General features: G+C 72.2%; 12 protein-coding genes. 6 read left to right on the top strand and 6 right to left on the bottom strand.

Going from position 1 to position 15,286, the window contains the following annotated elements; all coding sequences use genetic code 11:
- The 4 genes from GL263_RS08835 to GL263_RS08820 form a co-directional block, all read right to left on the bottom strand.
- On the bottom strand, positions 1-1,511 hold a 1,511-nt coding region (locus GL263_RS08835; RefSeq protein WP_182855035.1), incomplete at its 3' end, for a hypothetical protein.
- A gap of 129 nt (positions 1,512-1,640) precedes the next feature.
- Positions 1,641-3,884, bottom strand: a complete 2,244-nt coding sequence (locus GL263_RS08830) for a hypothetical protein (RefSeq protein WP_182855034.1) — start codon at positions 3,882-3,884, stop codon at positions 1,641-1,643.
- Complete coding sequence (locus GL263_RS08825) at positions 3,881-4,858, bottom strand: hypothetical protein (RefSeq protein ID WP_228456294.1); 978 nt, start codon at positions 4,856-4,858, stop codon at positions 3,881-3,883. The genes GL263_RS08830 and GL263_RS08825 overlap by 4 nt, the downstream gene beginning before the upstream one ends.
- Before the next feature lie 135 nt (positions 4,859-4,993).
- Entirely contained in the window at positions 4,994-5,704 is a 711-nt protein-coding gene (locus tag GL263_RS08820; RefSeq protein WP_182855033.1) for a Crp/Fnr family transcriptional regulator, read from the bottom strand.
- Positions 5,705-6,047: 343 nt separating this feature from the next.
- Here GL263_RS08820 and GL263_RS08815 point away from each other — a divergent pair, with 343 nt between their 5' ends.
- The 5 genes from GL263_RS08815 to tuf all read left to right on the top strand — a co-directional run bounded on the left by GL263_RS08815 (position 6,048) and on the right by tuf (position 11,379).
- Entirely contained in the window at positions 6,048-6,554 is a 507-nt protein-coding gene (locus tag GL263_RS08815) for a DUF1707 and DUF4190 domain-containing protein (protein ID WP_182855032.1), read from the top strand.
- Between the two features lie 398 nt (positions 6,555-6,952).
- A complete protein-coding gene (gene rpsL / locus GL263_RS08810; protein ID WP_143649006.1) occupies positions 6,953-7,324 on the top strand; it encodes a 30S ribosomal protein S12 in 372 nt (123 codons plus the stop codon).
- A gap of 2 nt (positions 7,325-7,326) precedes the next feature.
- Positions 7,327-7,797, top strand: a complete 471-nt coding sequence (rpsG, locus tag GL263_RS08805) for a 30S ribosomal protein S7 (RefSeq protein ID WP_143649007.1) — start codon at positions 7,327-7,329, stop codon at positions 7,795-7,797.
- A 39-nt stretch (positions 7,798-7,836) separates the two neighbouring features.
- On the top strand, positions 7,837-9,960 hold the full coding sequence (fusA, locus tag GL263_RS08800) for an elongation factor G (RefSeq protein ID WP_182855031.1): 2,124 nt from the start codon (positions 7,837-7,839) through the stop codon (positions 9,958-9,960).
- A 225-nt stretch (positions 9,961-10,185) separates the two neighbouring features.
- Complete coding sequence (gene tuf / locus GL263_RS08795; protein ID WP_182855030.1) at positions 10,186-11,379, top strand: elongation factor Tu; 1,194 nt, start codon at positions 10,186-10,188, stop codon at positions 11,377-11,379.
- Between the two features lie 97 nt (positions 11,380-11,476).
- Here tuf and GL263_RS08790 read toward each other — a convergent pair whose 3' ends face one another.
- Positions 11,477-13,102 carry a hypothetical protein gene (locus GL263_RS08790; RefSeq protein WP_228456292.1) on the bottom strand — a complete coding sequence of 542 codons (1,626 nt, stop codon included), beginning with the start codon at positions 13,100-13,102 and terminating at the stop codon, positions 11,477-11,479.
- Between the two features lie 163 nt (positions 13,103-13,265).
- Here GL263_RS08790 and GL263_RS08785 point away from each other — a divergent pair, with 163 nt between their 5' ends.
- Positions 13,266-14,492 (top strand): helix-turn-helix domain-containing protein, encoded by a 1,227-nt coding sequence (locus GL263_RS08785; RefSeq protein WP_323379308.1) that lies wholly within the window; start codon positions 13,266-13,268, stop codon positions 14,490-14,492.
- A gap of 174 nt (positions 14,493-14,666) precedes the next feature.
- Here GL263_RS08785 and GL263_RS08780 read toward each other — a convergent pair.
- Positions 14,667-15,286: hypothetical protein (locus GL263_RS08780; RefSeq protein WP_228456290.1), on the bottom strand; the 620-nt coding region annotated here is incomplete at its 5' end.

The following is a 15,286-nucleotide window of genomic DNA, read 5'->3' as shown; positions in this document are numbered from 1 at the left end:
GCCCCGGGGTCCGCGGGGTTGCCGGGTTCGGCCGGTGGGTGCGGCGGGGTGCCGTCCTGCTGCCCGGCGGGGAATCCGCCCTGGGGGGCGGTCGGTTGGCCGCCGTGCTGGTGGCCGCCCGGTGGGGCGGCCGGGTGGCCGGGCGCGTGCGCGACCGGGTACGGCCCCGGGCCGCCCGTCGGGTGGCCGCCCGGGGCACCTGGTTGGGCAGGCGGGTGTGGTTGCTGGGCGCCTGGCGGGTGGGGAGCCTGAGGCGCGCCCGGGCCTGGCGGTGTGCCCGGGTGGGGCATGGGCGCGTGCGGGGGCGCGTAAGGCCCCGTGGGCGCCCCCTGGTACTGCGGCGGGTAGGGCCCGCCGGGGCCCGGCGCGGGCGTGGGGGCGGCGTACGGCGCGACGGGCGGACCGCCGGGGGACTGCGGCGGTGGCGCCCCCGGCGCGCCAGGGGGGTACGGGTACGGCTGCGGCGGCGCGGCCCCCGGGATCTGCGCCGGCGCGCCGTGCGCGCCCTGCGCGCCGGGGAGTTGCTGGGCGAGGAAGCCGCGGACGACCTCGATGGCCGTCTCGTGGACGCCCGCGAGGTGGTGCATCTCGGTGTGCTCGCTGGTGAGCACCTGGGTGACGACGCCGAGCTGGGACTGGACGAGCCGCAGCTGGTCCTCACGCAGGCTCTGCATGACCAGCCGGGAGTCCTCCGGGTGCTGCGCCAGGTGCATCGCCCAGGCGGCCACGCCGCCCTGCGCGAGGTGGTACTGGTAGAACCGGATCTTCTCCGCTTCCACCGCCTGCTGCTCCAGCTGGTGCTGCCCGCTGAGCATGGCCTGGGCGTGCTGCTGCCGGAGCTGCTGCTGGACGCGTTCGTCGACGACGGCGTCGTACCGGATGCCCTCCTGCGTGGAGTGGATGGCCTCGGCGGCGACGTGCCCGATGGCCTGGAGGTTCTTCTGGTGGTCGATGCTGGCGCGGTCGCGGCGCAGCCGGACGGTGTGGTCGACGCGCAGGCCGGCCGTCTCGCCGAGCGGCCCGGAGGCGGTGAGCGCGTCGACGAGGGCGCGTTCGGCCTCGGCGCTGTTGTTGATGTCGAAGCCGCGGGTGACGGGCCGGGCGCGGCGCTGGATCTCGTCGAAGAGCAGGCCCGGCACGTTGCGGTGCCCGCTGGCGACGAAGGCGTCGGGGGCCACGACCTGCCACGTCAGGTCGACGTCGGCGCCGAACTCGAAGGCGTCGTTGTCGCTGGGCAGGTCGAGTTCGGCGCGGACGCGGTGGACGCCTATGTCGACCTCGTAGACGGCGGTGTAGCCCCGGCCGGCGAGCTGCGGCCGCTGCGGCGGCATGTACGTCTCGTAGGCGCCGCTGGACGTGGCGTAGACGTGCGCGTTGTCGAACCGGGCTGGGTGCCGGTTGGTGAAGGTGTCGAAGCGGGTCAGCTTGCGTACGGTGAGGACCGGGTCGACCAGCTGGGAGTGCCGGTCGGCGGCCTGCTGCCACTCGGGGGAGTAGCGGAAGTTGGCCATGCGCTCTGGCGTCTTTCTGTGTGCGGGCCGACGGCGCGGCCCGGTGATGCGTCAGCGGAGGTACGGCGGTGCTGGTTCTTCGTCGGCGGTGCTGGTGCGTGGGCGGTGCCGGTTCTTCCGGCGGTGCTGTCAGGGGGCGGGGACGAAGGAGAGGTGCGCCAGCAGGCGCGCGGCGGCCTGCCGGGGCCTGCCGTCCTCGTCGGGCGGCACGGTCCGCAGGAGGTGGGCGAGCCGGGCGTGGTCCGTCCCGTCCTCGACGAGCGCGGGCAGCAGGGCGGCCAGCGCCCACTCGGCCGTGGGGTCGTCCTCGGCGACGCGCAGCCAGCCGGCGAGGATGGCGAGCGCGGCGCGGGTGTGGCGGTGGTCGCGGAGCGCGGCGCGCCACATGACGGCGATGCCGTGGCGCTCCTCGGCGTCGGCGGCGCTGTCCCGGGCGGCGGCCTGGCCGTAGCGGTCGAGGAGTTCCGGGCGGCCGTGCGGGGAGCCGGTGTCGCCGGGTTCGCCGTCGCTCCAGCCGGCGGCGGCGAGGAAGGCGCGGAGCGCGAAGTCCCGTGCGGGGCGCTCGCCGGTGACCGCGTCGAGCAGCTGGGCGAGGACGGGGGCGCGGGCGTCGGAGAGCAGCAGCAGCGCGGCGGATTCGGCGGCTTCGGCGAGGAGTTCCCGCTGGTCGTGGCTGTCCTCGCCGTCCGCCGCGTCGCGCAGCGCCCGCAGCGCCTCGGTGGGGCGCTCCTCGCCGAGCAGCGCGTAGGCGCGGACGGCGGTCCAGCGCAGCGGGTACGGCTCGTCGGCGCCGCACCACGATCGCACGATGCGCGGTACGCCGGGCGCGCCCATCGCGTGCGCGAGGGCGAGCGTGTTCACGGCGACGATGCGGCGGTGCGGGCGCGGCGAGATCGCCCAGTCCTGGACGAGCAGCGCCATCGCCGACGGCAGGTCCCTGGCGGTGAGCACGGCCGCCGCGGCGGCGGCCCGGGTGCGGACCAGGGGGCGTCCGTCGTCGGCGAGTTCGCGCAGCCAGCCGATGAGTCCGGGGCGGGCGGAGGGGTGGCCCGTCCACACCTCGCGGAGCAGGACCAGCGCCGCCCGGCGGTCCTCGAAGGCCGCGTTGAGCTGCGGCACCGGGCCCCACTCGGTGGGCTCCTCGGCGGTGTAGGTGCGGGCGCGGGCGAGCTTGACGCGGCTGCCGACGGACGTGCCGAAGACCGGCACGCGGGGCGGCTCCAGCGGGTCCTCGGTGCGTTGCAGCAGCGCGTACAGCAGGTCGCCGAGCTCGGCGGTGAGCGCGTAGGGGGCCTCGTCGAAGACCGCGAGGGCGACCAGGAACGCCTTGTCCCGCAGGTGCAGTTCGGGGTCGTCGAACCACTCCTGCACCTGGCGTTCGACGGTGGACCGGGAGAAGTCGGCCAGCGCCTCCTCGCCCTCCTCGCCGCGCACGTGCCGGGCGGCCAGTTCGGCGAAGGCGGCGACCTCCCGGGGCTGCGGGGCGTGGTGGAGGAACGCCTCCACGGCCGGGTGCCGGGCCAGCCGGCCGGCGGTCGCGGCGTCGGTGAGACGGCGCAGGTGCGCGTCGAGCACGTGGTGGGCGGGCGGCGGCCGCCAGCGGGCGATGGCGACGTGTTCCAGCCGCGGCTCCGGGCCGGTGATCACCACGAGGTGGCCGTCGTGTTCGACCAGCGCCTCCCTGGCCGCCATCAGCTGCGCTTCGCGCAGCTCGCCGGTCCGCTGGTCGTCGAGTTCGCCGAGCAGGTAGCCGCAGGGGGCGTCGAGCCGGGAGGCCAGCTCGCCCGGCGGGGTGTCGCGGTCGAGAGCGCGGACGGTCTCGACACCGAGGCGGTGGAGCAGGACCAGCCCGGCGGTGCGGCGCCCGGAGTGCCGCGGCCCGGCGAGGACGAGCAGCCGCTCGGCGCGCAGCCGTTCGACGAGCCGGTCCAGCAGGCCGCCGCCTTCGGTGGTGTTGTCGGGGGCGCCGGGCTGCGCGTCGGTGAAGCGTGTCGCGAGGGAGTCGAGCGTTTCGGCGGGTATCTCGCCGGAGGCCGCGCCGGACCGGTCGGCGGCGAGCTGGTAGACGGTCTGGCCGAGGACGACGTCGCCCTCGACCCGTCCGCCGGCCAGCGTGTGGCTGTCCCCGCCGATGAGGTCGCCGCCGAAGCGGGCCGAGTCGCCGATGGTGAAGGACGGCCGGTGGCGTAACAGGTCCTGGCGGGCCTTCCAGGCGCTCTGCGCCTGCTCCTGCTCCTCACCGGCGGCCCGCTCGTCGCCGCCGTCGTCCGGGGCGTTGGCGTCCGGTCGCTGCTCGGGCTCGCCGTCCCCGCCGGGCGCGGGCGCCTGCGGGGCGGCCCGGCCGGCCGCTTCCTCTGGTTCGCTTGTGCTCATGCCTCTTCCTGGTTGGTGCGCGGGGTGTCGTGGGTGTCGTGGGTCTCGGAACGCCGCGGGGTCTCGCGACGCGGGCGGCGGCTCTGCGCGCGGCGGCCGGCGCCGAGGTGCACGTCGCCTTCGACGACCGCGCCCTCGAACGTCCGCTTGTCGCCGCCGACGAGGTCGCCGCCGAAGCTGGGGTTGCCGTGGAACGTGAACGACGCCCCGCCGCGCCCCGCCGCCGGGACGCCGCCCGGCTGCGAACCGCCCGCCGGGGCGGGGGCCGTCTGGGCGTGGGCGGTCCGAGCGCCCGCCGCCGTCCCGCCGCCCGTCGTGCCGCCTCCCGCGGGGTCGCCGCCGTCCGGCGTGCCGCCCGTCGCCGTGTCGGTGGCCGGGCCGCGCGCGTTCCCCCGCGACGCGCGCGGCCCGGGGCCGTGCAGCCAGGCACGCAGCCGGCCGTTCTTGCTGTCCGGTGTGACGGCGGTGAAGTCCTCCGGCGGGACGCCGGGGTAGCCGTGCCGGACGATGCCCTCGTACACGCCGGTCGACACGCACAGCGCGAAGTCGTCGGCCCGCTCCCGCAGGGCGGCCCGCAGTTCGGCGCTGTCGAGCAGCCGGGCGGCGTGGTTGAGGTCGGAGCCGACCCAGCCGTCGAGTCCGTCGACCGCGACGTAGCCGGTCGCCAGCACGGCGCGCAGCCGGATCTGGGCGCTGCTGGAGGCCATCCGGTTGACCGCGCGAAGCAGCACCGGCGTCTCGGTGAGCAGCGCCCGGAGCAGCGCGGGCAGGGAGGTGTCGGCGTCGAGCAGTTCGATGAGCCCGTCGCCCCGGTCGGCGCGGCGGTGCGCGGTCTCCTCGACGCCGGCGGCGGCGAGTGTGCGGTCGGCGACGTCGTAGAGCATGCGCCGCAGATAGGCCTGCTCGACGTCGTCGCGGTCGCTGTAGCGCTCGATGTCGAAGAGCAGCATGACGCGGCTGACGGGATCGCTCATGGTCGATCGCCTTTCGGATGAGTGGCGCGGGCGCGGCTGGTGTGTCGAGCGTGCCGCCGGTGCCGCCCGTCGTGTGAGGGGAAACCGCCCCCACCGAACGGGTAGGAATACCCGGACCGTTGACGGGGAAGGGCGTCAGGTCCGGTTGGCGGCGCAGATCTTGCGCAGCACGTCGGGGCGGAGCAGGACGGTGGAGCGCCGGCCGGTGGCGACCACGCCCTCCCGGCGCAGTTCGGTGAGGAACTTCTTCACGGACTCGCTGGAGGCGCCCACCGAGCCGGCCAGTTCCTCCTGGCTGAGCGGCACGGTCAGTTCGATGCCGCGTTCGGTGCGGTTGCCGTGGGAACGGGCGAGTTCCAGCAGCAGGGCGGCCAGTCGCTCCTTGACGTCGAGCGAGGCGTATTCGAGGCGGCGCCGGTCGGCGGCCCGGGTGCGGTCGCTGACCAGCGACAGCAGGCGCAGGGCGGCCTGCGGGCGCGCGGTGAGGTAGTCGCGGAAGCGGCCGTGGTCGACGGCCACGGCGTGGACCGGCTCCAGGGCCACGACGCTCGCCGAGCGGGGGCGGCCGGTCAGGGCGGCGGACTCGCCGATGACGTCACCGGGGCCGCGTAAGGCGAGCAGGGCGACGTAGCCGCTGGCCGCGCGGGCCGTCACCTTCGTCCAGCCGCCGAGCAGCAGCAGGATGTGCGCGGACGGCTCGGCCTGGTGGATGAGGTGGTCCCTGGCCTGGTAGCGCAGTTCCCTGCCGAGGCCCAGCAGGGCTATGCGGTCCTCGCGTTCGAGGCGCGCCAGGAAGGGGACCTGGTCGTCCAGACCGGTCTCCTCGGCGCTTGACACTCCGGACATGCTGACTTCCCCCGAGTTCCCGGAAGCGGCCGCGGGGTGTCCTGGGACGCCGAGCTGCTGCCGTGCGCTCGATCTTCGTGCGCACAATGTAGTGGAGCGAACACCCGTTGGACATGCGGAGAGCGTGACGGACCGTTTCTGGAGGCTCCGAGGGGCGCGCGAGGGGCGTCCCGCGCCGCCTCTCACCCTCGTGTGTTGCGATTCTGTCCCCCTGTGCAGGGGAACTCACCGCTCGCCCCAAGCGTCGGGGATGATGGGGGAACAATCGGCCGAGGGCGGGGAGGTGCTGGGGATGTCGCTCAACTGGCAAGGCGGCCAGGGCCAGCCCGGACACAATCCGATGATGCGTGCTTCGGACGCCGACCGGGAGCGCGCCGCGGACGTGCTCAAGGCCGGTTACGCCGAGGGCAGGCTCAGCAAGGACGAGTACGACCAGCGGCTCCAGCGGGTGCACAGCGCCGCCACGTACGCGGAGATCCAGCCGCTCATCGTCGACCTGCCGCAGGGGCCGGTGCCGATGTCCGGTCCGCAGCCGGCGCCGGTGCTGCCGGTGACGTTCCAGGGGCAGCCGCGGCCGGTCGCGCCGGTGACGCCGTACTGGGCCGCGCCGCCGCCGGTCTCGAACAACGGCAGCGCGGTGGGCGCGCTGATCTGCGGTGTGCTGGCGCCGATGACGTGGGGCGTCACGGCCGTGCCGGCGGTCATCCTCGGCCACAAGGCGAAGGCCGAGATCAAGCGGACCGGGGAGCGCGGTGACGGGTACGCCACGGCGGGCCTGGTCGTCGGCTACCTCTCGATCGCCTTCTGGGGTCTGCTCATCGTCTTCGGCCTCGGCCTGGCCGTCGCGTAGCCGGCCGCCCGCGCAGGTGGCCGCCGCCCGCGGCGGGCGCTCAGCCCCCGATCGGGCGGGTTTGCGCGGCGTCTCGTACGGGCAGGTTGCGGGTGGTCCGGGTGAGCGGGCGGGGGCGCCGGTGCCGCCGGACCGCTTCGGCGTGCCTCGTCGCGCCCGTTCTCTTTTGACCCCGGCGTGTGCGGTAGGTACGCTCTGACCTTGTGCCTGGGGTGTCCCCTGCGCTCTTCCCGCGCTCAGCGCCGGAGAGCGGACGGGAGACACCGGATCTGCACGCTCTCCCCCACGGTGGAGCCCCGCCCCGGCGGGTTGTGCGGTCTACGACACACCCGACCGCGTGGGTCGGAGGTGACTCAGGTTAGTTTTACCGAGACTGGCACACAGAAACCGGAGAGACTGTGCCTACGATCCAGCAGCTGGTCCGTAAGGGCCGGCAGGACAAGGTCGAGAAGAACAAGACACCCGCGCTTGACGGTTCCCCGCAGCGCCGTGGTGTCTGCACGCGTGTCTTCACCACCACCCCGAAGAAGCCGAACTCGGCGCTCCGCAAGGTCGCCCGTGTGAAGCTCAGCAGTGGCATCGAGGTCACCGCGTACATTCCGGGTGAGGGCCACAACCTGCAGGAGCACTCCATCGTGCTCGTCCGCGGTGGCCGTGTGAAGGACCTGCCGGGTGTTCGCTACAAGATCATCCGTGGTTCCCTCGACACCCAGGGCGTCAAGAACCGCAAGCAGGCTCGCAGCCGCTACGGCGCCAAGAAGGAGAAGTAAGAATGCCTCGTAAGGGCCCTGCCCCGAAGCGCCCGGTCATCATCGACCCGGTCTACGGCTCTCCTCTGGTGACGTCCCTCATCAACAAGGTGCTCCTGCACGGCAAGCGCTCCACCGCCGAGCGCATCGTGTACGGCGCCATGGAGGGTCTGCGGGAGAAGACCGGCAACGACCCGGTCATCACCCTGAAGCGCGCGCTCGAGAACGTGAAGCCGACCCTCGAGGTCCGCTCGCGGCGTGTCGGTGGCGCCACCTACCAGGTGCCGGTCGAGGTCCGCCCCGGCCGCTCCTCCACTCTCGCGCTGCGCTGGATCGTGGGCTACTCCCGCGCCCGCCGTGAGAAGACGATGACCGAGCGTCTGATGAACGAGCTGCTCGACGCCTCCAACGGCCTCGGCGCTGCCGTGAAGAAGCGCGAGGACACCCACAAGATGGCCGAGTCCAACAAGGCCTTCGCGCACTACCGCTGGTAGTCGCTACCCACATCGAGACCGAGAGAAGACTGAAGCCTTATGGCTACCACTTCACTTGACCTGGCCAGGGTCCGCAACATCGGGATCATGGCCCACATCGACGCGGGCAAGACGACCACCACCGAGCGGATCCTGTACTACACCGGCGTCAGCTACAAGATCGGTGAGGTCCACGACGGCGCCGCCACGATGGACTGGATGGCGCAGGAGCAGGAACGCGGCATCACCATCACCTCGGCCGCGACCACGTGTCACTGGCCGCTGGACAACGTCGACCACACCATCAACATCATCGACACCCCGGGTCACGTCGACTTCACCGTCGAGGTGGAGCGCTCCCTGCGCGTGCTCGACGGTGCCGTGACGGTGTTCGACGGTGTCGCCGGTGTGGAGCCGCAGTCCGAGACGGTGTGGCGTCAGGCGGACCGCTACGGCGTCCCGCGTATCTGCTTCGTCAACAAGCTCGACCGCACCGGCGCCGAGTTCCACCGCTGCGTCGACATGATCGTCAACCGCCTCAACGCCCAGCCGCTGGTCATGCAGCTGCCGATCGGCGCCGAGGCGGACTTCCAGGGCGTCGTCGACCTGGTGCAGATGAAGGCGCTCGTCTGGTCCGCCGACACCAAGCTCGGTGAGGCCTACGACGTCGTCGACATCCCCGACACCCACACGGAGGCTGCCGCCGAGTGGCGCGGCAAGCTCCTCGAGGCCGTCGCGGAGAACGACGACGAGATGATGGAGCTGTACCTGGAGGGCCAGGAGCCCACCCAGGAGCAGCTGATGGCGGCCATCCGCCGCGTCACCCTCGCCTCCACCGGCGCGGAGGGCGCGACCACGGTCACCCCGGTGTTCTGCGGTACCGCGTTCAAGAACAAGGGCGTGCAGCCCCTGCTCGACGCGGTCGTGCGCTACCTGCCGTCGCCGCTGGACATCGAGGCTGTTGAGGGCCACGCCGTCAACAACTCCGAAGAGGTCATCACGCGCAAGCCGGCGGACGAAGAGCCGCTGTCCGCGCTCGCCTTCAAGATCATGAGCGACCCCCACCTGGGCAAGCTCACCTTCGTCCGGGTGTACTCCGGCCGCCTCGAGTCGGGCACCCAGGTGCTCAACTCGGTCAAGGGCCGCAAGGAGCGCATCGGCAAGATCTACCGCATGCACGCGAACAAGCGTGAGGAGATCGAGTCGGTGGGCGCCGGCGACATCATCGCCGTGATGGGTCTCAAGCAGACCACCACCGGTGAGACGCTCTGCGACCCGGCGAAGCCGGTCATCCTGGAGTCCATGGAGTTCCCGGCTCCGGTGATCGAGGTCGCCATCGAGCCGAAGACCAAGGGCGACCAGGAGAAGCTGGGCGTCGCGATCCAGCGGCTGGCCGAGGAGGACCCGTCCTTCCAGGTCAAGACCGACGAGGAGACCGGCCAGACCATCATCGCCGGTATGGGCGAGCTGCACCTCGACGTGCTGGTCGACCGTATGAAGCGCGAGTTCAAGGTCGAGGCCAACGTCGGTAAGCCGCAGGTGGCCTACCGCGAGACCCTCCGCAAGCCGGTCGAGCGACTCGACTACACCCACAAGAAGCAGACCGGTGGTTCCGGTCAGTTCGCGAAGGTGCAGATCGCGATCGAGCCGCTGGAAGGCGACGGCTACGAGTTCGTCAACAAGGTCACCGGTGGCCGCATCCCCCGGGAGTACATCCCCTCGGTGGACGCCGGCTGCCAGGAGGCCATGGAGTTCGGCGTCCTCGCCGGCTACCCGCTCACCGGCGTCCGCGTGACGCTGCTGGACGGCGCCTACCACGAGGTCGACTCCTCCGAGATGGCGTTCAAGATCGCTGGATCGATCGCCTTCAAGGAGGCCGCCCGCAAGGCCAGCCCGGCCCTGCTGGAGCCGATGATGAAGGTCGAGGTCACCACGCCCGAGGACTACATGGGCGACGTGATCGGCGACATCAACTCCCGCCGTGGACAGGTTCAGTCCATGGAGGACCGGGGAGGTGCCAAGCTCGTCACGGGCCTGGTCCCGCTCTCCGAGATGTTCGGCTACGTGGGTGACCTGCGCTCCAAGACCTCCGGTCGCGCAAGCTACTCGATGCAGTTCGACTCCTACGCCGAGGTTCCCAAGAACGTCAGCGAGGAGATCGTGGCGAAGGCCAAGGGTGAGTGACCTCGGCTAGCAGCCGTCGTCACAGCCTTTAGGCTGTAGCAAAGGCAATCGGGGCAACCGGGCGGGACGCCATCCGCGTCCCGCCCGGGAACCCCGGCCGCCAGCCCTTTCAGAGCGAACGGGTCAAGGGCATCCCCCTCGGGGTCCTGGCCGGTTCGGTAAGACCACCTGAACCCTTCCGCAAATCGCGGAGGGCGTACAGCACCAGTCCACAGGAGGACCCCAGTGGCGAAGGCGAAGTTCGAGCGGACTAAGCCGCACGTCAACATCGGCACCATCGGTCACATCGACCACGGTAAGACCACCCTTACGGCGGCCATTACCAAGGTGCTGCACGACGCCTACCCCGACCTGAACGAGGCCTCGGCCTTCGACCAGATCGACAAGGCTCCCGAGGAGCGCCAGCGCGGTATCACCATCTCCATCGCGCACGTCGAGTACCAGACGGAGTCCCGGCACTACGCCCACGTCGACTGCCCGGGTCACGCGGACTACATCAAGAACATGATCACCGGTGCCGCCCAGATGGACGGCGCCATCCTCGTGGTCGCCGCCACCGACGGCCCGATGCCGCAGACCAAGGAGCACGTGCTCCTGGCCCGCCAGGTCGGCGTTCCGTACATCGTCGTCGCCCTGAACAAGGCCGACATGGTGGACGACGAGGAGATCATGGAGCTCGTCGAGCTCGAGGTCCGTGAGCTGCTCACCGAGTACGAGTTCCCGGGCGACGACGTTCCGGTCGTCAAGGTCTCCGCGCTGAAGGCGCTGGAGGGCGACAAGGAGTGGGGCCAGACGGTCCTCGACCTGATGGCGGCCGTCGACGAGTCGATCCCGCAGCCGGAGCGCGAGGTCGACAAGCCGTTCCTCATGCCGATCGAGGACGTCTTCACGATCACCGGTCGCGGCACCGTCGTCACCGGCCGTATCGAGCGCGGCATCCTCAAGGTGAACGAGGAAGTCGAGATCATCGGCATCAAGGAAGAGAAGACCAAGACCACGGTTACCGGCATCGAGATGTTCCGGAAGCTGCTGGACGAGGGTCAGGCCGGTGAGAACGTCGGTCTGCTTCTCCGCGGTATCAAGCGCGAGGACGTCGAGCGCGGCCAGGTCATCATCAAGCCGGGCACGGTCACCCCGCACACCGAGTTCGAGGCCCAGGCCTACATCCTGTCGAAGGACGAGGGTGGTCGCCACACCCCGTTCTTCAACAACTACCGCCCGCAGTTCTACTTCCGTACCACGGACGTGACCGGCGTCGTGACCCTCCCCGAGGGCACCGAGATGGTCATGCCGGGCGACAACACCACCATGTCCGTCCAGCTGATCCAGCCGGTCGCCATGGAGGAGGGCCTGAAGTTCGCCATCCGTGAGGGTGGTCGGACCGTGGGCGCCGGCCAGGTCGTCAAGATCACCAAGTGATCTTCGGCCCGTAGGGCTGTACCGCGTGACGGCAAGGGCCCGTACGACGTTCGCGTCGTACGGGCCCTTCCGCGTGCGCCCCGCCGTCAGGGCCGTGTCACACCTCCGGCGTGCCCTGACCAAAGAGGCGTCGCTCTCCGCGCAGGGTGAAGGGAGTGGTGCGCAGGTCCACGACGCTGATGCCGAAGATCTGCAGCTGCAGCATCAGTTCGGTCTTCAGGTCGTACCCGGCCGTCAGCTCCCAGGCAGGCTTTCCGTCCGACGCCGCGCTCGCGCGACCCCGCAACTGCACGGAAAGGTCGCCGCCGACTCCGGCCGCGTCGTACAGGGAGACCTTGGCCCTGGCGCCGATGACGGCCTGGGCGGTGGCCGCCCCTTCGACGCGCGGCCGGTCGCCCTCGGTACGCTGCTCGGCGTGGCGGACGGGCTGCCAGCCCTGGGCACGGTCGTAGCGGGCGCCGATGTCGAACGAGCCCGTCGTGCGCTGGTCGGCATCCAGGACGATGCGCCCGTCGGCCGTGAAGCGGTAGACGAAGACGACCTCGGTGTTGACGACGACGGGCACCGGACCCACCCAGAAGGTGTGCCGGCCGGTGACCGCCGCCAGCGGCCGGGTGATCTCTCCGGAGTCCACGGCGCGGCTCACCTTGCCGTGGACCTGCCAGTCGTATCCGTACGAGCCGCCCAGACCGACGGCCGCCCGCTCGGGCAGGACGGACAGACCGCCCCGCTTCTCGTACTGGAAGAACACCTCAGGGGTGAACCGCACCTCGCCCGCCAGCCGCGCGGGTGAGCGGTCGGTGGCCTCGATGCCCGCGGGCAGCGGCACGTCCAGGGCCAGGCGGAGCGTGGTGAGCGGTGTCGCGCCCTCACGCGGCAGGCCGGGCGCGGTGGTCTGCGCCGGTGCGGAGGAGGGGGACGGGGTCTTCGCGGGCGTGTCGAGTGTGGGTGACGACGACGCGGACGGCGCGGGTGAGGCCGTACCGGTGTCCGTGTCCGTACCGGTGTCCGTGCCCGTGCCCGTGCTGTCCGTGCCGGTGTCCGTGCCCGTGCCGGTGTCCGTGTCCGTGTCCGTGTCCGTGTCCGTCGGAACGGAAGAGGACGGGGAGTCCGTCGGCGGAGCGGGGTCGGCGGGCGCGGAGTCGGCGGGCGAGGGGGACGCCGGGGCGCTCTCGGCGGCCGACGGGCGGTCCGTGGTCGCCGTCACGCCCTTCGACAGGGGTCTGACGCTCAGTTCGCGGGCGGGGATGGCCGCGCGCTGCTTCACGCTGCGCTCACCGAGGAGTTCGGGAAGGGTCGCGGGCGCCGTCGTCACGGTGACCTCGTCGCCGCGGCTTTCCGTCACCTTGGCCACCTTGAACAGCGCACCGGCGGGCGCTGACCGGGTCGGCGCCGAAGCGACGACGTCCCCGGCGCGTACGGCCCCGCGTTCCGTCGCCTTCAGCACCGCCCGGCGCTGTCCCGGGTCGTAGGCGGCCACGCGGACGGACGCGGAGTGCACGCGCCGGTCGGGCCGGTCGGTCGGCTGCGCGACCACGGCGCCGGCGCCGTCGCTCTCCGCCTCCTCGTAGGCGGGTGCGGAGGCAGTGCTCCCGGGCCCGGCGGCGCGGTGTGTGGGCGCTTCGCCGGACGAGGAGAGCAGCGTCCCCACGCCGAGACCGGCGGGCACGAGTATGGCGAGGGCGGCGGCGGGCAGCGCCGCGCGCCTCCAGGTAGAGGCCATGGGAGTCCTTCGTGTGCGTCAGGGGGGTGGGACCGGCATCGCGGTCCTCCAAGTCCCGCCGTTTACCGGGCACATGGCGTATGTCGGTGCTCCGGAACCCGGGACTGCTGGACCTAGCATGGCGAGCGTTCGAACAATGCACCATGGAGGAAGGCAGCGACCAGTGGGGGGCACGGAGGAGGTTTCCACAAGGGTGCCGGCGGCGGTCGCCGCCGTGCGCGAGGATCTGGGCGCCGTCGTTGCCGAGGTGACCGGTCGGCTGAGGGCGGAGCTGCCGTCGTACGCGCGGGTGCCGCCGGATCTGCTGACGCTGCGCGTGACGCGCGCGGTGGACCGAGGCATGGGCGTCGTGGCGCGGTTGTACAGGGCCGGGGGTGCGGACGCCCTGCCGGTGACGGCCTACGGCCCCGGCGTCGACCCGGCCGTGCCGGCCACCGCCGGGGCGATCGGTGACACCGTTCCGGTCGGCGACGTCCTCCACGCCCATCGGATCGGCGTCGACGTGGTGTGGTCGCGGTTCGCCGCCGAGATGACCGCGCGGCAGGCCACCTCCGAGGAGCTGCTGGAGATCGGTGAGCAGGTGTGGTCGTGGGCCGGGGCGATGACGGTACGGATCGTGCGTCGCAGAGCGCTCCGGGACGTGCGGGACGGCACGCGCCCCGCATCGACCGAGGGCCGGCTCGAAGCCTATGTACGCCTGTTGCTGACGACCCCGGCGGATCCGTCGGCGGTACGGGTCTTCACCGGGGAGCCGGGCGTGCCCCGCATGCCGTTCAGGGCCCGGGCCGTGTCCGGGGCGACGGAGCCGACCGAGGTGGTGCGCGCACTGCGGCCGTGGCTGGCCGTGGATCCGGCAGGTGAGCCCATGGTGACGGCCGTCGACGGCGACGCGGCGGGGTTGCTGACGGGGCGTCCTTCCGCGCTGTGCCGGAACCTGGTGGTGGGTCTGGGCGCGGCGGTGACCGCACCCGACCTGGCCGAGGAGTTCACGGCGGCGAGCCGAGCCGTGCAGACGGCGGTCGCTTTCGGCATGGCCGGGGTGTTCACCCGCGATGAGCTGGGGTTGCGCGCCGCGGTCGCGCAGACGCCCGTGCTGGGTGAGCGCCTGGTGCGCCAGCGACTCGCGCCCCTGTACGAACGCGGCGACGACGGCGTCCAGTTGGAGGAGGCGGTGGCGGCGTACCTGGAACACGGGCTGCGGCTGGAGGCTGCCGCGCGGACTCTGTTCGTCCACCCGAACACCCTGCGCAACCGACTGCGCCGGTTCGAGGAAGTCTCCGGGACCAGTCTGCGCGATCCGGCAGACCTGGCGGAGGTGTGGTGGGCGCTGGCCCACCAGCGGGTGCACGGCCGTCCGGCCGCGGTGGCGCCGTCGCCGCGCGACCGATGAGCGCGACGGGCGGTCGTCTGTGAGGGTGGTCGGACCGTGGGCGCCGGCCGGTCACCAAGATCACCGAGTGACCCCCGGCCCGTAGGGCTGAACCGCTTCAACGGCAAGGGCCCGTACGACGTCTCACGTCGTACAGGCCCTTCCGCGCGTGCTTCTTCTTGTGCGCGTCGGCGGTCAACCGGTCCGGACGACGGTCAGCAGCAGCGGACCGCGCAGCCCGAGCCGGGCCGTGCAGTCCGCGACCACCTCGGCCAGCCAGCCCACGGCATCCGGCGACCACTCGGCGAGCTCACCGCGCAGCGTGACCCCGTGCAGCGGCGGGCCGTCCCAGAACGTGTCGTCGAACGGCGGCGCGGGCTGCGGCTCCGGCCCCGCCACCTCGTACGACGCCCCCGCGAACACGTCCTCGCCGATCCTCGCCACCTGCTCGACCAGCCGCTCCACGACCGTGGGCAGCAGCGGGTCCCGGCCGCCGTTGACGTTGACCTCCACTCCGGCCCGGGCCTGTGGATCACCTTCCCGGAACCAGTGCACCGTGCGCGCCGCCGGCACCGGCGAGTGAGGCGGCCGGGCGGCCGGATCGATACCCGCCACCGGCAGCAGAAGCTGGACGACGGCCAGCCGCGACGTGCCGACCCGATCCAGCACGTCGGCGGCGCAGCGCAGGAACGGCTGCACGGGCAGCGGCCGGTCGGCCGCGACCGCCGACGCCTCCACCTGGAACCACGCCACCAGCGGCGCCCCCGGCGCCGCGAGCGGATGCTCCCACCCGGCGTCGTTCATCGCCCACAGCC

The sequence above is a fragment of the Streptomyces durbertensis genome, assembly GCF_014156695.1.
Taxonomy (GTDB): Bacteria; Actinomycetota; Actinomycetes; order Streptomycetales; family Streptomycetaceae; genus Streptomyces; species Streptomyces durbertensis.
Note: the sequence above shows the minus strand (reverse complement) of the source record. Positions and strands in the feature narration are given on the sequence as shown.